Genomic DNA, 20456 nt, shown 5'->3' with positions numbered 1-20456 from the left:
ATATATGTCCAAGCATTCACGCAATAACAACAAACGAAATCCTTTTACCACCCATCCTGATGGCAGTATGCGAAAGGTGGGCGAAACTCCAATACCTCGTTCAAAAGATAAACTTAGCGTACCTAACTACAATAGGCGTAGGGTGACATCTGCCTTAGTAGGATTTTCTGCATTGATGCTCGCAGGAGCTGGAATAAAAAGCCTTGTAAGTGATTCATCTTCGCCTGAAGCACCGCCAGCTACTACAGTGGTAATTGCTGAAGAAGGTGATAGTCTGTGGGAACTCCAGTCAAAAGAAGGTAGCCCAGCTGGAAAAACTCTTGGCGAAACAGTTTACGATGTGGTGAAGATGAATGGCGGTAGCGAAATTTATCCAGGTCAGCCGATAAAACTTATCGATGGCCCAAAAAATCCTACACAAAACTCGTAGTGTCCGGTAAGAACAAACTACGCTACATGTTGTGTATAAGTAACATAAAAAAATTAGTACTGTGGATAACCGCTCATAAAGGAGCGGTTTTTACTTAAAAAGTACTTGATTGTGGGTGTGTGTGGGTTGTAGACTCATGTTAGTGGGTAAATGTAGGTAGCCAAAATAGCTGACCTACCAAAAATAAAAACCACTGATTAAAAAACATATGGGCAGGGTAGATTACTTCGAACGTAAGTTAGACGACAAACGTCGTTTGACGATTCCGGCAGATCTCCGCGAGGAGTTGGCCGGTGGAGTTGTTGTTACCCGAGGCTTCGGCCAGTACCTGCACCTTTACCCAAAAGGTGTGTGGGATAAACTAGTTGAGCCAACCCTTGACGGAGATATCCTTGATGAGCGGATTGCTGATCTAAACGTCCAATTTAGGACGGGAAAGGTCGAAGCCGTTTTGGATGACAAGCAGGGCCGTGTCACGCTGGAACAGCACCACTTGGCTTATGCTGGAATTGACAAGGATATAAAAGCTATCGCTATCGGTAACAAGAACCGATATTGGCGAATAATGGCTAAGTAGCACTTTAAAAATTTGGTAGATAGTAGTTGATAAAACTACTCTCCGCGACTAGCCAATTTAGGAAAACTCAAGCGACATGCGATGAGAGTACCGAATTGGCAATCAACACGTGGTTTTTAAGGTAAACACGCTAAACCCTTCGCACATTTCTTAAAAAAACACCTCCCAAAACTCCACCTCACATAAGTCTCTCAATGTTTTAAGCAGGAAAGAAGCATTACTAAGATTTTTTAAATCTAAACAAAAAAGCTTCAATAAATTCTTACTTGAAACAAACAAAAACAAAAACGAACCAAAAATAAAAAGTTGATTGCTAATTCGGTGACCTTGTCATAAAACAAACACCAAAACAAAAACAAATAATTTGTCTACTTTCGTGAGTAGGCAATAAGCCTCAGTAGCTGAGGCAAAAAAGGTTCGATACGAGCCAACAAAATCACATACCTGTGCTTGCGGCAGAGGTTATGCGGATTCTAGCTCCTAAAGCAGGGGAATCATATGTTGATATGACTGCCGGTTACGGCGGACATGCGGCAATGGTGCTTACTGCCACAGGGAACTACGAAGAAGCGTATCTTGTTGACCGCGACAAAAACGCTCAAGTCGTGTTGAGCGGTTTGTTCAGCGCGCAAGGGTGCAAGCTCCTCCATACTGATTTTTTGGAAGCTTCAAAAAATTTAGTAGACGAGGGCAAGAAGTTTGATGTGATTTTGGCTGATCTCGGAGTTTCGAGCCCGCACCTTGACAACAAAGAACGTGGTTTCAGCTTCAAAAGTCCAGCACCGCTTGATATGCGCATGGACCAAAGGGCTGAGCTGACCGCCGCAAAAATCGTTAATGAATACGATGAAACCGAGCTGGCAGATATTATCTATGAATATGGTGAGGAGCCTAAGTCTAGATTGATTGCTAGAAAAATAGTTGAGGCTAGGCCTATAGACGATACGGCTAATCTTGCGGAAGTTGTAGCTTCAGCGTACCGCGGCTGGTCAAAGCGCCATCCGGCAACCAAGACTTTTCAGGCTCTTCGAATTGTCGTAAACAACGAGTTGGGGCTTTTGAGCGAAGCTTTGCCACTTTGGCTGAAGCTATTAAGTCCTGGCGGTCGTTTGGCTGTAATCACTTTTCACAGTCTGGAAGACAGAATAGTGAAAAACGCGTTCAAAAGTGTGTGCGAGCCTGGCTACGAATCGGAATTTATTGATTTGACTAAGCATCCGATTGTGGCCGACAAAAATGAATTAGTTTCAAACCCGCGTGCCCGTAGTGCAAAACTGCGAGCCGTAGTGAAAATAAAAACAAAAGAAAGGGAATAAACTTATGCCAATCAAGGTAAAAAGCGACTCCCGCAGTTATAAAGTAAAAGTTCGGGTAGCCTGACTTTTGCGCAAAAAGGATGCTCTCCAAAATAGAGAGCATCCTTCCAAAAAACAAAAATAAAAAGGAATTAAGTTGGTAGAGCTGCTGTCTAAAAAACAGTTGGCAATACTAACGACTAATATGACGTATTCAGCATCAGTTACCATGAGTAGGGCACGGTTTTCGCATAAGGGACAGAACACAGTTACTTTTGTGCGCGAAGATCGGCGTATGGGCCCAGTCACAAACAGCATAGTTTTGGTTGTGCTTGTTTGTTTACTTGGCATGCTGTATCTTACTCAGGTAACGCACACAAACTCACTTAGCTATAAGATAAATTCGCTTCAAAAGAAGCAAGCCGATCTTAAGGACGAGAAACAAAACCTGGAGCTAAGCTCCGCTCGTTTGCAGTCAATTGAGTCTATCAAATCAAGTCAAGCCGCATCAAAGCTCGTATCCGCAACTCCTGTGGCCGTAGCACCTTAATCTGTTTTTGCTTAATAATTGGCATAAACATTGGTGTTAGTGCTTGTGATTTAAGCTAAAATATTTATATGACCAGCTCAAAAAAACATTTCGGGATTTTAGCCCGTGTAAGGGTAATTGAAGTAGTACTTTTTTTAATATTTTTGATTTTTACATTTAGGTTATTCTATTTACAAATTTTACGCGGTTCATACTATTCAAAATTAGCGATTGCTAATCAGCAAAAACAGTATGAGATTGCGCCAGAGCGGGGCACGTTGTATGCCCGTGACGGCGATAGGACAGTGCCTCTAGTTCTAAACGAAAAGCGATATCGTTTGGTTGCTGATCCGACATTAATTAAGAAAATTGAACAGACCGCCGACGCATTAAAGAGTTACGGCGACTATAGTGAGATCAAAAAGCAGCTCGAAAATAAAGATTTGAGGTATACGGTACTGGCCAAAAAACTGACCGAGGTACAAGCAAGCGAAATCAGAAAATTAGAATTGGCTGGAGTTTTCTTGGAAGAAACTTCCCAACGGATTTACCCGCAGGGCAGTCTGGCGGCATCACTGCTTGGTTTTGTAAATGATGAAGCAGAGGGTAAGTACGGTGTAGAACAGGCGCTTAACGATCGGCTAAAAGGTACGCCGGGTAAGGTAAAAGCTATTACCGATCACAACGGCGTACCGCTACTCGCAAACGGTGATAATATAGAAACTCCGTCAGTCGACGGTGAAGAGGTTGTGCTTTCTATAGATGTTGGCATGCAGCAACAAGTTGAAGAAATCCTCAAAAACGGCTTAGCTAACGCCAACAGCAAGTCTGGTGGCCTGATAGTCATGCGGCCCGATAACGGTGAAGTAGTAGCTATGGCTTCTTACCCAACTTATGATCCAGCAAAAATTGAAGAGCAAAAAGATCCTAGTGTCTTCATAAACTCTAATGTCGCCTCGCCTTATGAGGTTGGGTCAGTCATGAAACCTTTGACCGTAGCTGCTGCGCTTAATAGCGGCGTTGTCAATGCAAACACAACCTTTTATGATCCAGGGTATGTGATAGCAGATGGAAAAACGATAACCAACGTTGAGGAAGACGGTGGAGCTGGCACCAGAACTTTGGAACTGATTATTACGATGTCGCTCAACACGGGTGCTAGTCAGATGCTTAAATACATGGGGGGCGGGGATTTCACTAAGGCAGGGCGAGAGAAGTGGCATGATTACTTAGTCAATCATTATCGATTTGGACAGAAAACTGGTATAGAGCAGGGCTACGAAGAGGGCGGAATTGTGCCAGATCCAAACGAAGGTTTTGGCCTCAATATACGTTATGCTAACACGACTTTTGGTCAAGGTACCAGCCAAACACCAATTCAGATGGCAGCTGCGTTCAGTGCGCTTGTAAACGGTGGTACATATTATCAACCAACTTTGGTTCACTCTATAAAGCAGGCCGATGGCAGTCTAAAGCCTCATCAGCCAACAGTTCTGGCGAGAGATGTTTTATCTTCAAGCGACAGTCAGCAGGTGACGGGCTACATGCAGACTTTAGTAGAGAGGTTTTACTCTGCTGCTGCTCGACCGGGCTATCGTGTTGGCGGTAAAACTGGCACGGCACAAATCGCCGATCCCAATGGCGGTTACTATGCCGATCGTTTCAACGGCTCATTTGTAGGGTTTATTGGCGGTGACAAAATTGAGTACGTTGTTTATGTTCGAGTCGATGACCCGAAAGTGCAGGGCTATGCCGGCCTTAAGGCTGCTGGACCTATCTTTGTTACTGCTGCACAAATGCTGCTAAATAACTTTAATATACAGCCCAAAACGGCCAAATAATGCTATAATCATAACGAAGCGAGAAAAGATAAAAACATGACAGAACTACTCATAAACTTTCAGGCAAATGAACTCATTCAGATATTGCTTTATGGATTCTTTGGGTTCTTGATGGCCATGGGGTTGACGCCACTTTATACTACCTTGGCATACCAAAAACAGTGGTGGAAGAAACCTCGCAAAGATGCGGTAACAGGCGAGAAGGCAAAGATCTATACCAAATTACATGCTCAAAAGCATTATCGACAAATTCCAACCATGGCTGGCATTATTTTTGTGGCTGCAACATTTCTGATTACAGTTGCGACCAACTTAAGTCGTAGCGAAACCTGGCTGCCGCTTGGTGCTATGGTAGGCGCAGCAGTGGTTGGTTTCGTCGACGATTTGATAAATATCGGTAGCGGTGGTCGAGGAGTAGCTGGTATGCGTGCGAGAATTAAGTCATTACTGCTGCTGATGGTTGCGGCAATAGGGGGTTGGTGGTTTTACGCGAAACTCGGGGTTCACACTATTGATATTCCACTGTTTGGGTTATTGTCGGTCGGCTGGCTGATAATACCCCTGTTTATTTTTGTGGTTTATGCAACCGCTAACGCTGTTAATATCAGTGACGGCTTGGACGGCTTGGCTGGCGGCTTAAGTGTGAACGCTTTTGCTGCTTACGGTTTAATATGTTTGACTCAAGGGCGCCTAGGTCTGGCTGGATTTTGTTTTACAGTAGTTGGGGCGCTGCTCAGTTATACATGGTTTAATATCTACCCGGCCAGGTTTTTTATGGGCGACATAGGTTCCTTTGCTCTTGGTACTGCTTTAGCGGTGGTAGCTTTGATTACCAACACCGTGTTCATTTTACCGATTATTGGCGGCATGTTTGTTGTTGAGGCTGGGTCTTCACTACTTCAGATTACCTCCAAAAAACTTCGCGGCGGCCGCAAAATTTTTAAGATTGCTCCGATACATCATCATTTTGAGGCTAGCGGTTGGCCCGAAACAAAGGTAACAATGCGCTTTTGGATTCTTAGCCAAGTCTTAGCGGTTCTTGGTTTGATCGTATATTTTATCGGCCTAGGCAGGTGAGGTAGGGGCGTATGGTTGGCTACTCACAGCGTGGCAGTTTTGCTAGACAGCGAGACGCGTTAGCTGGCTGGAATACTCCAGAAAAAACTGAACTAAAACGTAAACATAAGCCAGATTATATTTTGGCTCTACTGGCGTTGTTTTTGGTGGTAACTGGTCTGGTAGTAGTATATGCAATCAGCCCAGGTATTGCGATTTCTAAGCAGACTAGTGAATCAAGTATTGTGTTGAAGCAGTTCTTGTCGGCCGGTTTAGGCCTTGTGGCTTTCTTTGCAGTTTCACACGTGCCAACTACCTGGTGGAAAAAGGCCGAAAAACCGCTAATCATTGCTTCGATTATTACCGTGATTGTTGTTAAGTTGTTTGGCGAGACGGTCAATGGTGCTCAAAGGTGGATACAGATCGGTGGTCTGTCTTTTCAAGCGGCCGAGTTAGTAAAACTAACTTTGTTAATATGGGTAGTAGGCTTTATCGTAGCTAGGTTAAATCGCGGTGAACTATCAAATCGAGACAAGAGCTTAAAACCCCTGATCTATGCCCTAGGCGCCATTGGGCTAGTTATAGCAGGGCTAGAGAGCGATCTAGGCTCTGCTGGCGTTATGGTGGCCATGGTGGCAGGTATAGCATATACGGCCGGTATGCCGATGCGGCGTCTTGTAATTGTTGGAGCGGCTATATGTCTGCTGTTAATTTTGGCAATTGTATCTAGCCCTTATCGGCGTTCGCGCGTTGAGACTTTTTTAAATCCTGAGAAAGACTGTCGTGCCAAAGGATATCAGATATGTGAGTCGCTAAAAGCAATTGGTTCTGGCGGTATGTTTGGCAAGGGTTTGGGGCGTAGCGTTCAAGCATATGGTTACCTGCCCGAGGCTTCTAATGATTCAATTTTTGCGATTGTAGCTGAAAAGTTTGGATTTGTCGGCTGCGCTACGCTTCTAGGGGTTTTTGGGTTACTTTTTCAGCGAATAAAACGTATCGCCGAACTAACAGCGGATAGCTATGACAGGCTTTTGGTCATCGGTGTATTAGTGTGGTTTAGTTTTCAGACTATCGTCAATATTGGCGCGATGATGGGTTTATTGCCACTAAAAGGTATAACCTTGCCGTTTATCAGTACTGGCGGGACCAGTTTATTCTTTGTATGTTGTGCGCTCGGCATTGTTTTTCAAATTTCGCGCTATACCGCGTTCCGACCGATTGATAGCGAAGTAGTTGAGACTAACAATCCAGAGGCACCATCTAGGCCCAGACCAACTATCTTGAGGAGAAATGTATGAGCCAAGAAGACGAGCTATATTTTTTTAGTGGTGGTGGCTCCGGCGGTCACGTCACTCCTCTAGTAGCTGTAGCTGAAGAACTAAAAAAAAGATGTCCGCAGGCTCGAGTTCATGCCGTGGTTCACAGAGGTGATAGTGGCGGTGTTAACAGGGTAGTTAAGGACTCAGGTGCTATAGATGAAGTACATGAGATATTCGCTGGTAAACTAAGGCGTTATCATGGTGAGGGGCTTAAGCAGCTACTCGATATCAAAGAAATGCTAAAAAATTTACGCGATGTATTCTATGTCATAGTAGGTTTCATGCAGTCGTTATATCTAGTTTTACGTTATAAGCCAAAGGCTCTCTTCATGCGAGGCGGCTATGTAGGTGTGCCTTTAGGCTTTGCTGCAAGACTTCTTCATAGGCCCTACTTAACGCATGATTCTGACGCGGTTGCCAGCCTGGCGAACAGATTAATAGCCAGAGGCGCTTCGGCTCACGCTGTTGGCTTACCGAAAGAAAACTACCGCTACAATCAGTCGCGCACGCACCATGTCGGTATACCCGTTAACAAAGCCTACACAGTAATAAACAGCGATCTTAGAGAAACTGCCAGACAAGAGCTCAAATTGCCTCATGACGCCGAGGTAGTACTTGTGACGGGCGGTGGGCTAGGCGCACGGAGTCTTAATAGGACCGCAGCTGCGGTTCTATTAAGACTCCTAAAGTCAAGACCGAGACTATTTATTATCCATATTGCTGGCAAAAAGCTTCAGGAAGAAGTCGAACATCTATATCGAAACACTAGTCGGTCGTTGGTTTACGGCTTTACTAATGAACTTAGACTTTTGAGCGAGGCTAGTGATGTCGTTATAACTAGAGCAGGGGCGACGGCCTTAACAGAATTCTCTATTCAAAAACAAGCCATGATAATTGTTCCCAACAACCAGCTAACGGGGGGGCACCAACTGCAAAATGCCCGAGTTTATCAGGAAAACTCGGCAGCAGTTTTGGTTGATGAGGACGAAAACACCCAAGAAGTCTTGTATAAAACTGTCAACGAATTACTTAACAATCCAGCAGAGCGGGGGAGACTGGGTGAAAGTGCTGAACAGCTAGTCAAGAAAGATGCTGCAGAAAATGTGGTTGATATACTGATAAAATTACATCATAAAAAATAATGACAGAAGAACGAAGACAACTAAAAACAGTAACGAAAGCTCCGACCTTCCGTTATTATAAAGCGACACATAAGCCTGAGTTGAATAGGCGGCAGAAACACACAAACCAAAAATTGTCGCTTACTAAACCTAAGCTCATTAGGCTTAGGAATCTACCAAGCATTATTGCCTTGATGATAGTTTTTGTCGCTGTGGTGTTCAACGGGTTGGTCGATACAGCAGCCAACTACAAGTATGCTGCTCACAGTGGTGTGTTGCCGGCAGAAAGCTATTACACAAAGTCTATAAACGAGATATTGAGCAGGAGTCCGCTCTACCGTACAAAAATAACTTTGTCGACGCGTGATCTCGAAAACAAAATAATCCAAAAATTTCCAGAGATATCAGCGGCCACAGTTTCACTGCCGCTAGTTGGCACGCGGCCAATTATAGGTATAGTTTTTAATAAGCCTGTACTAGCTGTTCAGACAAATCAAAAAATGTTACTTCTCGGAGAAGATGGTCGTGTTTTAGCTGAAGCTGAGGGTGTCACCGATCTTCTGCCTAAGCTATCAGATGACAGTGGTTTAGACTACAAACCCGGGCAATGGCTGCTACTTGAAGATGAAGTCAGATTTATCTTAGATCTAGTAAAAGAGGTTAAATCCCAGGGCCTTACTGTTCAAGAGATAATCATAGGCACATCGCCTCAAGATGTAATAATTAAACTTTCGGGTGATAGTTATACCGTAAAGTTAAACTTTGGTTTTGATGTTCGACAGCAATTAGGTGCGCTTTGGGCTACAAAACTACAAATCAAAAACGAAAATAAAAACCCGGTTGAGTATATAGATGTACGGCTAGGTGAAAGAATATTTATAAAATAGTCACACTACAGTAGTGAAAGCGCACTGCTTAACAGGGGCCTACCTCTGTTAAAAAACTATTTTGCTGTACTAATGGAGCGGGGGAGCAGGGGAATGATGAGTATTTTCAATTAGTAATTACCAGTTTACAAATATTGGTTAACAGTTACAGATGAGGAAAGCAAAAAAACTATATAAATAAATAAAAACAACAAAAAAACAAATAGTGCTTGTTCGTAGATTGTTCGCCCTACTTCGTTCGTAATTTGTTCGGCTGGGGATAAGTGCTTTTCGTTTCATCATAAAACTATACAATGCTGCAGAAACTGTACAATGTCAAAAACTGATATTTCGCGGTATTTAGTTTATATGGGCGGTTAAACCTTTTCTGCGCCTAAAATCTCCTGCAGGCGCGTGAAATGATTAATTTGAGTGTGTTTATGTAGTACTTCTGCACCGCTAGGGCACAATCCAAAGAGCCATAGGAGTTAATCGCAAATATCCCCCGCCTAGCAAAGGTATAGCCAATCAACTATATGTGGAATAGTAGAGTCGTAAAATATACATTGTGCGACATTCTGTCTATACTCCCTTTTGGGTGTTTGTATGTGTCTTCCGGTACTTCGTTTTTTATTTTTTGCTTTGCTTAAATAATTTTTTATTTTCCCTATTCTATTTCCCTGTGCCAAAGCCCATATGTTCTTAAGTATTATTTAATCAATCCATTGAAGTATATATTGCTTGTTCGTAAAATGTTCTTAATATAGCACATAAACTTTTTTTGATGAATGAGCAGATATCACTAATTATGCCAATTGGTCGCAAGCCGCCAAATAGCAAGCCTCGGCAACCTTGAATACTAATACTGGGCCAAGCCCTCTCGCCACCTGGTTGATCCTGTTTAAAGACGGATTAAGGCGGAGTCCATCAACTATATTATTAGAGATAGAATCGGACGAATGAGACTCAATTACCGAACCCACTATAACACCTAGAGAAAGTGGGTCCATAGCCATGCCCAGCTCTGCAGAAATAGTGGAAGCTCTCTCTGCGGCGGCACTGCCTGCATTTCGTATCTGTTGCTTGGCATAGAAATTTTCTCTTTTACTATTGATACCCGCAACTCTTAGCGGGGTCTCTTTGCTTCCTGATAGAGGGAAATCTCTCGCAGTATTCCGAATCATTTTGACCCATTCTTCAGTTTCTAGGAATTCACGACTAGTTTTAAAGCCGTAGGGTGTTGTTAAAGAGGTTGGTCTTATAGTTATCATCTCATTTTCCCCTCTCCTTTTGTTTACTCTGCTAGTGCGTAAGTGGCTTTGGCGACGCGCTTGAACTGCTTTTTGCCTTGTAGGTTCAGTAGGATTGTCGTTTCTTTGACAAAGCGCTTTTTGAGCACTCTTTTAACGATTTCATCGCGGTGTAGTGGCTCTTTGGCATCCTTGAGGATATCTGTAATAACATCGGCGACTGTTCCCTGCTTGAAGCCCCATTCTTTAAGGGCATAGATACCGCGTCCGACAAGTATGAAGCGGCTGTCTTTGATAAGCTCGTTATGGATAGCTTGAGTGGTAACGTTCTTGCGCTTAAAGTCACTGTCTTTGATAGATTTGGCGATCTCGCCAAAGTGCATGTGTTTGCCGTTTTCGTAGAGGATCACATAGATCTTGTCTCGAATGTTCTTAGGATTGACCATTGGCCAGCGAACTAAGCCGACACGGCCATTTAGCTGAGCAAGTGCCTTACTAACAGTTGCTAGGCTTTCAACAGCCTTGACATCTTCGTTGCCAAGCGCACCGGCCAACTCTGCGGTGGTGATAGGCTTGCCGATTTTTTTGATAGTTGAAATTATCTCTTCTAGATATTTTTTGAGTGATTTCTCTGTTTGCTTTGGTGCAACGCTTGCGGCTGTAAAGTAGTGGTCGTTTTCATCGATAAACACGACTCCAGGTGTCATTTCGGCCAAAAAACAGAGGCGAGCCTGGGTGATTTTGTCTTCACTAGCGGCGATCATCTTTGCTAGTTTAAGAATGCGGGCGGTGTTGCCGGTCTTAGCAAGCTCACTCCTAAAAACAGCCTCAACGAGCTCTATGTTTGGTAACTCATCGGCCGACTGTTTCATCTTAGTTACAGTAGCCTTCTCTAGCTGCCTTACTCGCTCGCGAGTGATACCAAGTAGCTCCCCAATCTGCTCAAGGGTTTCTCGGCGTTCGTAAAGACCGTAGCGACGTGCTACGATTTCTCGCTCACGTTCTTTGTCAATCGTTGCCAAAATATCGGCGATTATTTGCTCTAGGTTAAATGTCGAGTCAGTTTCTTTGACCATTTCCCTACTCTACTTTCATTTAGTTTGTATTCATTGTAAAACAATAAAATATATATGTCAAACAAATTGTTTGGTATAACTCATTGTACCATGCTTTGGCTGTAAATGCACAAATTTCTGTTCATAGCTTATGATGTATAAAAAGCGACAAATTGGCAACAAGTTAATGAAGATTAGTGATTAAGGATTAATGATTAAGGAATGGGATCAAGGAACTTCGTGAATTATCTTCTTTAATCCTTAATCTTTAATCGTTTTTCGCTATTTCTTCTTGCGGCGAGTAAAGCGCCCTTTTTTGGCGGGTGCTTCGTCAAGAATTTTACGAGCCTCCGCCTCTGTTAATTTTGTTGGATCCTGTGTTTTTGGAATGGTTGCATTCTTCTTGCCGTCTGTTACATATGGGCCGTAACGACCTTTTAGCACCTGGATATCGCCAAACTTTGCAATAAACTTCTCTTTCTCTGCCTTAAGCTTGGCTTTGTATAGCTCCAAAGATTCTTCTAGTGTAATGTCGTGCGGATCATGAGGCTTGATGCTTACGAATAGCTTGCCTATCTGTATGTAGGGGCCAAAACGGCCGATGTTGGCCTTTATTTCTTCACCTGAAGCGGTGTGCCCCACTAGTCTAGGTAGTTCAAATGCTTTAAGTGCCTTTTCTAGTGAAATAGTCTCGATTTTTTCACCACGTGGCAGGGAGGCAAACTGCGGCTTATCAGACTCATCGCCTTGTTCGCCTAGTTGAAGCATTGGGCCAAACCGACCGAATCGGGCGTAAATCGGCTTCTTGCTCTTCGGATCTTGACCGACTAGGCGGGCTTGAGCGGCTTCAGAACGGCTAATGTCGTCACTTGCCTTTACTAATCGGCTAAACGGCCCATAGAAGTCGTTTAGTACCTCTAGGCGTGTTTTTGTGCTGTCAGCAACGTCATCTAGTTCCTGTTCAATGCTTTTGGTAAAATCGTAGTCTACTACTTCGCCAAAATGTTTTACCAGAAAATCGGTTACGACCTGGCCCCTGTCTGTTGGGACTAATTTGTTGCTATCTTTACCATATTCAAACGTCTCTGATCGGTCGCTGATCGTGCCTTGAGCTAAGGTGATATGACGTATTTCACGTTGTACGCCCTCAACATCAGTGCGCTCGACATATTCTCGACTTTGAATGGTGCTAATAATGCTGGCGTAGGTGCTAGGACGACCAATCCCCCGCTCTTCCAGAGCTTTAACGAGGGTAGCTTCGGTATAACGAGCTGGCCCGCGACTTAGAGCCTCGATACTTTCGGCAGAGTTTAGTATTAATTTGTCGCCAGTTTTTAGGTTTGGCAGCAGCGTGTCGTCACCAGATCTTCCATAGACCCTAATAAAACCATCAAATGTTAGTACCTCACCCTTGGCTACTAGTCTTACTGGCTTTGAACCCGATGATTCGACAACTACCTCTGTTTTTTCAACGACAGCGGGCGCCATTTGTGAGGCCAAAGTTCGACGCCAAATCAGATTGTACAGTTTGTTTTGCTGCTCATCGGCACCGGCAGTTTTGCGGCTTGGGTCTGTTGGTCTTATGGCTTCGTGGGCTTCTTGGGCACCCGAACTCTTCGTTTTGAAAGTGCGGAATTGATGATAATTATCGCCGAATTCTTTTTTGATATAGCTAGTCGCAGCACCCAAAAACTGCTTGCTAAGATTTAGAGAATCGGTGCGCATGTAAGTGATATGGCCGGCCTCGTACAGTCTCTGTGCAAGTTGCATGGTGGTACGCGGGCTATAACCAAGTCTAGCCGCCGCTTCTTGCTGCAATGAGCTTGTGATAAATGGGGCGCTCGGATTACGGCTGCCGGGCTTTTTAGCGACGTCCACGACGCTAAATTTGCTGTCTTTATAGATGTTAAATAGCTGTTTCACTTCTTCGGCAGTTGCTAGTTTACCACTTGCTTCGGCCTTCAGCTCGTCGCCATTAACAGATTCAAAGTTGGCGCTAATCTTGAATGAGCTTTCCGGCAAGTGAGACTCGATTTCTCTTTCTCGATCAACAATCAGTCTGACTGCAACCGACTGAACTCGGCCGGCGCTAAGCTTGGGTGCGACTTTGCGCCACAAAACTGGACTTAGTTCGAAGCCGACTAGATAGTCTAGGGCTTGTCTAGCCTGCTGTGCCTCAACTAGTGGCATATCTATAGTTCTAGGGTTAGAGATGGCGCCGTCTAGTGCGTCCTTGGTTATCTCATGAAAGACTATGCGTTTTGTAGTGGCTGGATCAAGTTTTAGCACCTCACTTAAATGCCAAGCTATTGCTTCTCCTTCGCGGTCTTCATCACTTGCCAGCAGTACGCTTTTGGCGCTCGCTACGGCTTTTTTGAGCTCTGCAATGATCTTCTTTTTGTCTGGATCGATCTGAAAAGTCGGCTTAAAGTTGTTGGCCACGTCAATAGAGCCGTTTTTGCTGGGCAGGCTGCGGATATGGCCGATACTGCTTTTAACGACATAGTCACTACCGAGATATTTCTCGATTGTTTTGGCTTTGGCCGGGCTTTCGACGATAACTAGATTTTTAGGCATATATAATTAATAAGATTGTAACAAACTGCTTATGCATTTAGCTAAATCTTTATCAATGCATACCCTAACAGAATTATGGTGGATAAATCAAACGCAAAAGATCTTTTAGGCGGTCTTATTCCGCAATTTTAGAGGGATTTTCGTCGACTTTGGGTTTGACACATAGTAATCCTGCCAATCCAGCGGTAGTTGTCCAGGCGATATCCAGAGGGTCATGCGTAGATGGTCTATTCAAAACAAAATCTCCAATTGAAGTTTCCATGGCGGCGCTGACTGCCATCGTGGCACCAAACGAAATGAGGTTGCGAGTGGCAGAGCTTAATTCTTTGAGCCCCTCGCTGCTAAGTCGCAATACGTAACCCAAAGCCATGCCTCCAAGTAAGTGCTTAGAATGAGCCGGAAATTTAAAGGGTTCAGCGAAGTCCAAAAACTTCGAGCTTTTCTGCCGATTCATATCAGCTATGAAGCCGCTAACACCAATACAAGTAGCTAAAGTCTTTATCCTAGTTCGATCTATAGCTTCGCCCACAATGTGCTCAAAGCGCTTTATAGTCTCCCCCACTGATCCCCTCCTAGAGCCTTAATAATTCCCTTTATCTCAAGCATTGTTAGGGTTTGGAGATAAAGCTCAGGGGTGAGGCCGCTGGCGAGGCGGATTGCAGCGCCGTCAGTAGCGCCTTGATTAAGCGCTTCCAGAATTTTGCTTTCTGCTTCTGTATCTGGCGCGTAATCTGTTGAAATTGGATTGTCGATCTCTAGCTCGCGCAATATGTCTTGTGCGCTTAAAATCGGCGTCGCTCCTTGTGCGATCAATCGATTACAGCCCTCGCTTAGCCGGCTAGTTATGGGGCCAGGTACGGCCATTACCGGAATACCCATCTCGAGTGCAAATCTGGCTGTGTGGAGACTGCCGGATCGATCGGCTGCTTCCGGGATAACCAAAACATCGCTTAGCGCGGCGATAATACGGTTTCGAGCGATAAACTGGTCATGTCGTGGTGATCCATCGCCGCTGTATTCGCTAATCAGTAGGCCGCTATCCTCGATTTGTCTGCCTACGCTTGCATTGGTCGATGGATAAAGCCGATCTATGCCACTCGGCAGCACAGCAATGGTTTGGCCGTTTGTTTTTAAACAGGCCTGATGTGCCAAGCAGTCTATACCCAAGGCTAGACCGCTGATGATCACGATATTGTGGCGAGTCAGCTCGCTGACTAATTTATCAACAATGCTTTTCCCGTAAGCCGTAGGTGTACGGGTGCCAACTACTCCGACGCATGGGCGGCTGAGTAGTGCCTCTATATCCAGGTGGCCGCGGTAATACAGATGAGTTGGCTGGTCGAACAGCCTACTCACCTTTATCCCTAGCTGACCACTTATGTTTAGTTCTTGAGACTTCATGTTGATAAATTCACAAATCCATTAAAAAGTATTGACACAATGAAACTTATTTGCTAAAATAGCAATTCGTAACCTCCTGTGAGGAAGTTATGCACCTTATACCGCTGATTGTACGAACAAAATTGTTTTTTCGCAAACAATCAGCAATAAACACTTATCTTTTCTGAGACAAAGCTTCGGCTTCAATCAGTAGAGATGAAGTGTAATAGATTGATTTAGAGCGTGCTGTAGACAGTTGTTACCCTCCACTTTCTACGAGCCGTCTCCCTTGTTTATTCTTTGGGAAAATATGCGTTCTAAATCATCCTATTCCCTTTAACCAGTTCCCCTCCCTCGTTTTGTTTGAGTGTGAGTTTAACGGAGAACGTCAAAACCTATGAGTGGGCCGTTTTAGTCAGTTGAGAGACGACTAAATCGGAGGCCTTCAAGGTGGGTTGAAGGGTGTAATTAAGGCTCAAAATCTATTTGAGCCCTAAATTGAGCTTCTAGCGGTGCCCACCCCCTCTAGAAGCTCTATTTAGTTTGTGCCCAGCCACATTCTGTGGCCTCAGAACTTTCAAACTATAAGCAAGCTTATAATCTGAAAGGTTCTCTTGCGCCAGTCCACCAGACTGGCTCACCCTCAGTAGGCTTTTTATATCACTAAGAAGAAAGCAAAAATCGTGGTGCCGCCAGCCATGGTGTTTTGAAATAATTATAATGTAGACCATTATGCTAAATTATGCTATAATCGGATATAAGAAAAATGTTGTAACGGAGTTAGAGAAAATCATGCGACCACGCCTAGAGGAAGAAGCAAGCTTTGATTATAGTGATTGGAAGATCGCAAATAGACTAGCAGCAGGTATTACGCAACCTGAAGTGAGCTCGTATGTAAATCTTGCTAGTTTTATTGAGGAGGTAGGCAAGCTCGCGGTAATCACTGCTTGTCGTGAGTTGCAGGCTGCAGAACATGGCGAAACAGATCAATCAATCAGCAGTATAAATAATAGTCAAATAGCCCCAAGCGATGCAAGATTGTATAAGCTGAAAGTTCCTGGCAAAATTATCGACAGATCTTTAGCTGCTAGACAGGAAGCAGAAAAACGACTATCGGAGTATGAGAAAGCCGTGCCAGAGAGTTTGCGAGCTAGGACGGCAGATGCACATACTAAATTGGACAAAGCTAAGAAAACTATTCTGGATAAACTTGATGGCGGAACTTTTGGTGCCATGATAGACCTTGATACGGCTGAAACTTGTAATCTAGATGCAGTGGCAATACGGCGTTCCTTACTCAAAAAACAGGATCCAGCTTTGGCTCAGGTTGAAAATCGCTACTATCCTAACGATAGTTCCGAATTCAATGAACTTGTTTATAGAGAAGGAAGATTTACAGTTGTGAATTATACAGGTGAGAGACGCAGAATAGTTGAGCCAATTTCTAGCTTAAAAGATGATATGTACTTGTGCTTCTGGTATGATATGCCTGTTGAAAAAACGAGATGGCTGAAACGTAAAGTAAATGTTGATGATCCTTCTGTGTTGTCTGAATTGCCGCTCACAGTAGGAATTTCAACGGTCTATGGGGTGATACCGCTTCTTTCTAGTATCAAAACGAGCACTGGCTGTAATGTTGTGAGGCCTGATGACGAAGAATTTGCGAGTGAAAACTTTAATAAGCCCGACTTACTAGCGCTTGTGAGCGACCTTATCGATCGGCCAAGCATTACTAGCCTAAATACACTACTGATAATGTTAAGTGACAGCGTTGTGGGTGATATGGCCTATAGGGAAGCCGTGGCCCTCACAAGTAGATTAATGGGTAGGGATATGAATGTCAGTCAGCTTTTGCAGTCGATAGAAGGTATGGCGGTGAAAGAGAGTGTACGTACTGACCCAGATAACAGCAAAAAAACTGATCTCAATGTTATAGCGAAGTATAAAACAACTGTTGTTGTGAAAGAGAATGACAGGCCGAAGTCTGCATGCTTGCGACTTTGTTTTAATGAGGCATTAGATAAAACTGGCTTGGCTTCATTAAGCCTTACAATTTATAGTGGTCTTGACCAGGACAAGTATGGTGATGTAGTAGTAGCATATCCTAAGTTTTTGTTAACTAATGATGGTGTTAATGAGCCAACCATAGCCGCGTACGATTTGGGGGGTATCATTACTTTTGCTACTAGCGAGCAGCTGGTAGAATTTGAAGCCCTGTTAGGGCCGCTTTTGGGTGAGCTAAGGCAGGGTGGAGCATATTAAAGATACAATCATTGTACGCTAGTTACCTAATTTATATTTTTAAATGTTAGCGGTGACTAACTAGGCTCTGGCTAGCCCGAACTTTATGTCGTTTTTTCCTTATTGACAAGTTGCTTAAAGAAGAATATAAAACTACTTAGATGCGGGTGGTAGTGTCTATAAATAGTAATCTAAGAATTTACAGGAGTACGTGCATGAAAAGATCAGCAATAAGAAGTTTAATAGTGGCGGCCTTGCCGCTTTTTGTTTTTGTCGTCATTTTGATGTCAAAAACCAATAAGGTCTATGCGGCTTTGCCTGGCGAAGACGGGGTTATAGTGAGTGTTGAAGTGCCAGCCGACTCTGCAGGTAGTGTCACTCAAATTGTTGCAACAAATCCAGATACGGGCACCACTACCACAGTGGCGACTGTCGATAGCGAAAATGCTGCTATAGAATCCGTAACCGTCTCTGCTCCTAGCGGTACAAGCGTTGCAAATCAGACCAACGACGTTGTTTTTGGACAGGTTAACTACACAGACAACGAAGATGCACGGTATGAGATCGATCTAAAAAAAGTAACCATAGACGCAGAAGGTAATCCAACAACTTCTGTAACAGATTTAGCGACAATACCTTCACAAAATGGCTATGTAGAATACGCGGAGTCGGAAGATTTATCTTACTCTCCTGATTCTAGTAACGTTCTAGCGACCAGCTACTTTGAGGGTGAAGGCAGTTGGACACAACTAGACAAGGTAGACACCGCTACAGGTGCTGTGACCAATATCATTACTGATAATACTTATAACCCAACGTTTCTAAACGGTGGTTATGCGGCAGACGGCACAATTTATTTTTCACAGTGGCACCCATTAAGTGGAGGAGAATTTCCTGATTATGGCTCAGATATTTTCAAAATTACGTCCGGCAAGACCTACGCAGATCGAGAGCAGGTAACTTTTACGGACGAATATGACGAAGTCTACCTAGACGCCGCACCAGACTCCTCGACACTACTTGTATACTGTTTTGCTGACTGGGAGAGATCTTCTAGTATTGTCGAAGGCTATTACAAGGTAGACACTGCTACTGGAAATATTACCTACGTCGCTACAGATGACAGCGATCGACTGGCGTTCTTTTCTCCAAAGGGTAACCGCTTCGCAGGAGTACAGGACGACTACCGAAATTTTAAAAAAGTTACTGATGACGAGATGGTTATGCCTCAACTTGCAACTTTTAGTACGAATGGAGCACGTTTGAGTGGCCTGCGCGCAATCAACGCTATGCATAGCTATTTAGGTTTTGACTCAACATTTCCACAGATGGAATGGGCTCCAAAACTAGCCGTAGCCACGCCACCACAGGTGCTTGGATCGTCTACTACTGTTAGCAAAACCCCAGTTCTTCAAAACACTGGCTCTACTGCTGCCCTACCTAGCTTAATAGCTGGCGTGGTGGTTGCAGGCGGCGCGTTAGCAGTTGCCAAAAAACAAGAGAACTAAACAAAAGTAAAAACAATATTTCCTCCGTTTTGGTTGGTCCTGGCGGAGGATTTATATTTTTCGGGTTTCGGGCTTTAGCGATCCGAAAACAAAGTCATTGATCATAGTTAGCGATTCGTTGATGATGGGCTTTAGCTTTGACTGTTCTTCCTTCGAAAACTTTGCTAGCACGAAGTCGGCGCTGTCGATTTCTGCTGGGCTCTTTGGCCCAATCCCAATGCGTAACCTTTGGAAGTCAAGCCCTATTAGTGTAATTATCGACTTTAGTCCGTTGTGCCCGGCGCTAGAGCCGCCGAAGCTGGAACGAATTGACCCAAAGGCGATATCTAACTCATCGTGTAGCACTAAGGTATCGGAGCTAGGAATTTTATAATATTGCTGTACGGCAATGAGGCTCTCGCCGCTATTGTTCATAAAAGTTGTTGGTTTGATAACAATTACGCGCTTGTCGCCCAGCTTGAGCTCGGCAATATGGCATTTTAGGGTCTTTTTCTCATGCCACGAGCCCTTTTCGGCCTCAACAAGCTTGTCGGCGACGGCAAAGCCTATATTATGGCGTGTTTGACTATACTCTGCTCCTGGATTGCCCAGACCAGCCACAAGCAAGGTCTTCTCTGCCCCAATTCGGTATAGCGGTAGATTATTACCAATTTCACTGCGTTTTACAAATAAACCCATAATAAATAGTATCTAGTAGCAAGTAGAAAGTAGCAAGTCCGCCGAAGGCGGGCCTAGAACGATGAACGAGGAACGAGGGGAAAATTCTAAACTCTAAGCTCTAAAATAGTCCCTAGTCCCTAGTCCCTGGACCCTAGTCCCTAGTCGGCACGGGGTAATACTTACCAACTACCAACTACTAACTACCAACTACTAACTTAAACTCGTCCCTCGTCCAATTCAAGGGTCAATAATTGGCGCTGACTTTTTGGCTTAGCCTGAGCTCATTTTTTCTTTTTGCCATGTCATAAGCTTCAGCCAGGCGGCGGTGGATGCTGGCACAAAACCTTCGGCCCAAAGGATTAGTTTGCCCCCCCTCGCGCAAAATGCTAACGGGGCCGCCGAAGTGAAATTCGACAGGGCTCTTGTAATACTCGAAAACGAAGCCGTAAATTGGCGGGAAATCTTGCTTCAGGGCGATGTTGGTTGGGAGCGGCGCCTCAGCCGGAGTTGGCAGGAACTCGATTACAGTTAGTCCCGTTTGATTTAAGCTTTCGGAGACTAGTAAGCCAAGATGTGTGTTGCGAGGTGTTTCATGATCTCCTAGGGGTATGTAAGTAGTATCTTCTGAGTTCCAAAGTAAAGGTATAAATGGTATGTACTGCCTGGCAGTTTTGAAGTCGGTGCGAACTTGCTCTGGGTCGTAGAAGTGACGGAATCCTTCGTTAGTGTCAACGTACTCAGGAAGTCTCAT

19 protein-coding genes are annotated in these 20456 nt (G+C 44.2%); 11 read left to right on the top strand and 8 right to left on the bottom strand.

What is annotated here, in order from left to right; genetic code table 11:
* Nucleotides 1-4 precede the first annotated feature (4 nt).
* From IPO96_00300 to IPO96_00260, 9 genes are all read left to right on the top strand, one after another.
* A complete protein-coding gene (locus tag IPO96_00300; GenBank protein QQS64988.1) occupies nucleotides 5-430 on the top strand; it encodes a hypothetical protein in 426 nt (141 codons plus the stop codon).
* Nucleotides 431-638: 208 nt separating this feature from the next.
* Nucleotides 639-1007 carry a hypothetical protein gene (locus IPO96_00295; protein QQS64987.1) on the top strand — a complete coding sequence of 123 codons (369 nt, stop codon included), beginning with the start codon at nucleotides 639-641 and terminating at the stop codon, nucleotides 1005-1007.
* A gap of 464 nt (nucleotides 1008-1471) precedes the next feature.
* Nucleotides 1472-2323 (top strand): 16S rRNA (cytosine(1402)-N(4))-methyltransferase RsmH, encoded by an 852-nt coding sequence (gene rsmH / locus IPO96_00290; GenBank protein QQS65401.1) that lies wholly within the window; start codon nucleotides 1472-1474, stop codon nucleotides 2321-2323.
* A gap of 184 nt (nucleotides 2324-2507) precedes the next feature.
* Nucleotides 2508-2852: a hypothetical protein gene (locus tag IPO96_00285; protein ID QQS64986.1), complete on the top strand. Its 345-nt coding sequence runs from the start codon at nucleotides 2508-2510 to the stop codon at nucleotides 2850-2852.
* Between the two features lie 68 nt (nucleotides 2853-2920).
* Nucleotides 2921-4672: a penicillin-binding protein 2 gene (locus IPO96_00280; protein QQS64985.1), complete on the top strand. Its 1752-nt coding sequence runs from the start codon at nucleotides 2921-2923 to the stop codon at nucleotides 4670-4672.
* A 36-nt stretch (nucleotides 4673-4708) separates the two neighbouring features.
* The gene (gene mraY, locus IPO96_00275; GenBank protein ID QQS64984.1) at nucleotides 4709-5749 is read left to right on the top strand and encodes a phospho-N-acetylmuramoyl-pentapeptide-transferase; all 1041 of its coding nucleotides are present in this window, start codon (nucleotides 4709-4711) and stop codon (nucleotides 5747-5749) included.
* A gap of 11 nt (nucleotides 5750-5760) precedes the next feature.
* The gene (locus tag IPO96_00270; GenBank protein ID QQS64983.1) at nucleotides 5761-7026 is read left to right on the top strand and encodes a cell division protein FtsW; all 1266 of its coding nucleotides are present in this window, start codon (nucleotides 5761-5763) and stop codon (nucleotides 7024-7026) included.
* The gene (locus IPO96_00265) at nucleotides 7023-8189 is read left to right on the top strand and encodes a glycosyltransferase (GenBank protein ID QQS64982.1); all 1167 of its coding nucleotides are present in this window, start codon (nucleotides 7023-7025) and stop codon (nucleotides 8187-8189) included. The genes IPO96_00270 and IPO96_00265 overlap by 4 nt, the downstream gene beginning before the upstream one ends.
* Nucleotides 8189-9055: a hypothetical protein gene (locus tag IPO96_00260; protein QQS64981.1), complete on the top strand. Its 867-nt coding sequence runs from the start codon at nucleotides 8189-8191 to the stop codon at nucleotides 9053-9055. Before IPO96_00265 ends, IPO96_00260 begins: the two co-directional genes overlap by 1 nt.
* A gap of 785 nt (nucleotides 9056-9840) precedes the next feature.
* Here the strand turns inward: IPO96_00260 and IPO96_00255 are convergent.
* The 6 genes from IPO96_00255 to IPO96_00230 form a co-directional block, all read right to left on the bottom strand.
* Nucleotides 9841-10305: a hypothetical protein gene (locus IPO96_00255; protein QQS64980.1), complete on the bottom strand. Its 465-nt coding sequence runs from the start codon at nucleotides 10303-10305 to the stop codon at nucleotides 9841-9843.
* Nucleotides 10306-10328: 23 nt separating this feature from the next.
* A complete protein-coding gene (locus tag IPO96_00250; GenBank protein ID QQS64979.1) occupies nucleotides 10329-11360 on the bottom strand; it encodes a hypothetical protein in 1032 nt (343 codons plus the stop codon).
* Between the two features lie 261 nt (nucleotides 11361-11621).
* A complete protein-coding gene (gene topA / locus IPO96_00245) occupies nucleotides 11622-13916 on the bottom strand; it encodes a type I DNA topoisomerase (protein ID QQS64978.1) in 2295 nt (764 codons plus the stop codon).
* A gap of 115 nt (nucleotides 13917-14031) precedes the next feature.
* Nucleotides 14032-14478 (bottom strand): hypothetical protein, encoded by a 447-nt coding sequence (locus tag IPO96_00240; GenBank protein QQS64977.1) that lies wholly within the window; start codon nucleotides 14476-14478, stop codon nucleotides 14032-14034.
* Nucleotides 14463-15317 (bottom strand): DNA-protecting protein DprA, encoded by an 855-nt coding sequence (dprA, locus tag IPO96_00235; GenBank protein QQS64976.1) that lies wholly within the window; start codon nucleotides 15315-15317, stop codon nucleotides 14463-14465. The genes IPO96_00240 and dprA overlap by 16 nt, the downstream gene beginning before the upstream one ends.
* Nucleotides 15318-15802: 485 nt before the next feature.
* Nucleotides 15803-16027, bottom strand: coding sequence for a hypothetical protein (locus IPO96_00230; GenBank protein QQS64975.1), 225 nt, complete (start codon nucleotides 16025-16027; stop codon nucleotides 15803-15805).
* Nucleotide 16028: 1 nt separating this feature from the next.
* On the opposite strand from IPO96_00230, the gene IPO96_00225 reads away from it, so the two are divergent.
* Both IPO96_00225 and IPO96_00220 read left to right on the top strand, forming a co-directional pair.
* Nucleotides 16029-17558, top strand: coding sequence for a hypothetical protein (locus tag IPO96_00225; GenBank protein QQS64974.1), 1530 nt, complete (start codon nucleotides 16029-16031; stop codon nucleotides 17556-17558).
* A gap of 194 nt (nucleotides 17559-17752) precedes the next feature.
* Nucleotides 17753-19045 (top strand): hypothetical protein, encoded by a 1293-nt coding sequence (locus IPO96_00220; GenBank protein ID QQS64973.1) that lies wholly within the window; start codon nucleotides 17753-17755, stop codon nucleotides 19043-19045.
* Nucleotides 19046-19096: 51 nt separating this feature from the next.
* Here IPO96_00220 and IPO96_00215 read toward each other — a convergent pair whose 3' ends face one another.
* Nucleotides 19097-19723, bottom strand: coding sequence for an aminoacyl-tRNA hydrolase (locus IPO96_00215; GenBank protein QQS64972.1), 627 nt, complete (start codon nucleotides 19721-19723; stop codon nucleotides 19097-19099).
* Between the two features lie 226 nt (nucleotides 19724-19949).
* Entirely contained in the window at nucleotides 19950-20456 is a 507-nt protein-coding gene (locus tag IPO96_00210) for a hypothetical protein (GenBank protein ID QQS64971.1), read from the bottom strand.

This window comes from Candidatus Saccharibacteria bacterium (assembly GCA_016700315.1).
Lineage (GTDB): Bacteria > Patescibacteriota > Saccharimonadia > Saccharimonadales > SZUA-47.
The sequence above is the reverse complement of the archived record's forward strand: the minus strand, read 5'-3'. Positions and strand labels throughout refer to the sequence as shown.

Bases quoted from the DNA above. Each gene is read 5' to 3' on its own strand.
- IPO96_00300 (QQS64988.1), top strand. From the start codon at position 5: ATGTCCAAGCATTCACGCAATAACAACAAACGAAATCCTTTTACCACC.
- IPO96_00295 (QQS64987.1), top strand. From the start codon at position 639: ATGGGCAGGGTAGATTACTTCGAACGTAAGTTAGACGACAAACGTCGT.
- rsmH (QQS65401.1), top strand. From the start codon at position 1,472: ATGCGGATTCTAGCTCCTAAAGCAGGGGAATCATATGTTGATATGACT.
- IPO96_00285 (QQS64986.1), top strand. From the start codon at position 2,508: ATGACGTATTCAGCATCAGTTACCATGAGTAGGGCACGGTTTTCGCAT.
- IPO96_00280 (QQS64985.1), top strand. From the start codon at position 2,921: ATGACCAGCTCAAAAAAACATTTCGGGATTTTAGCCCGTGTAAGGGTA.
- mraY (QQS64984.1), top strand. From the start codon at position 4,709: ATGACAGAACTACTCATAAACTTTCAGGCAAATGAACTCATTCAGATA.
- IPO96_00270 (QQS64983.1), top strand. From the start codon at position 5,761: ATGGTTGGCTACTCACAGCGTGGCAGTTTTGCTAGACAGCGAGACGCG.
- IPO96_00265 (QQS64982.1), top strand. From the start codon at position 7,023: ATGAGCCAAGAAGACGAGCTATATTTTTTTAGTGGTGGTGGCTCCGGC.
- IPO96_00260 (QQS64981.1), top strand. From the start codon at position 8,189: ATGACAGAAGAACGAAGACAACTAAAAACAGTAACGAAAGCTCCGACC.
- IPO96_00255 (QQS64980.1), bottom strand. From the start codon at position 10,305: ATGATAACTATAAGACCAACCTCTTTAACAACACCCTACGGCTTTAAA.
- IPO96_00250 (QQS64979.1), bottom strand. From the start codon at position 11,360: ATGGTCAAAGAAACTGACTCGACATTTAACCTAGAGCAAATAATCGCC.
- topA (QQS64978.1), bottom strand. From the start codon at position 13,916: ATGCCTAAAAATCTAGTTATCGTCGAAAGCCCGGCCAAAGCCAAAACA.
- dprA (QQS64976.1), bottom strand. From the start codon at position 15,317: ATGAAGTCTCAAGAACTAAACATAAGTGGTCAGCTAGGGATAAAGGTG.
- IPO96_00230 (QQS64975.1), bottom strand. From the start codon at position 16,027: ATGGTCTACATTATAATTATTTCAAAACACCATGGCTGGCGGCACCAC.
- IPO96_00225 (QQS64974.1), top strand. From the start codon at position 16,029: ATGCTAAATTATGCTATAATCGGATATAAGAAAAATGTTGTAACGGAG.
- IPO96_00220 (QQS64973.1), top strand. From the start codon at position 17,753: ATGAAAAGATCAGCAATAAGAAGTTTAATAGTGGCGGCCTTGCCGCTT.
- IPO96_00215 (QQS64972.1), bottom strand. From the start codon at position 19,723: ATGGGTTTATTTGTAAAACGCAGTGAAATTGGTAATAATCTACCGCTA.
- IPO96_00210 (QQS64971.1), bottom strand. From the start codon at position 20,456: ATGAGACTTCCTGAGTACGTTGACACTAACGAAGGATTCCGTCACTTC.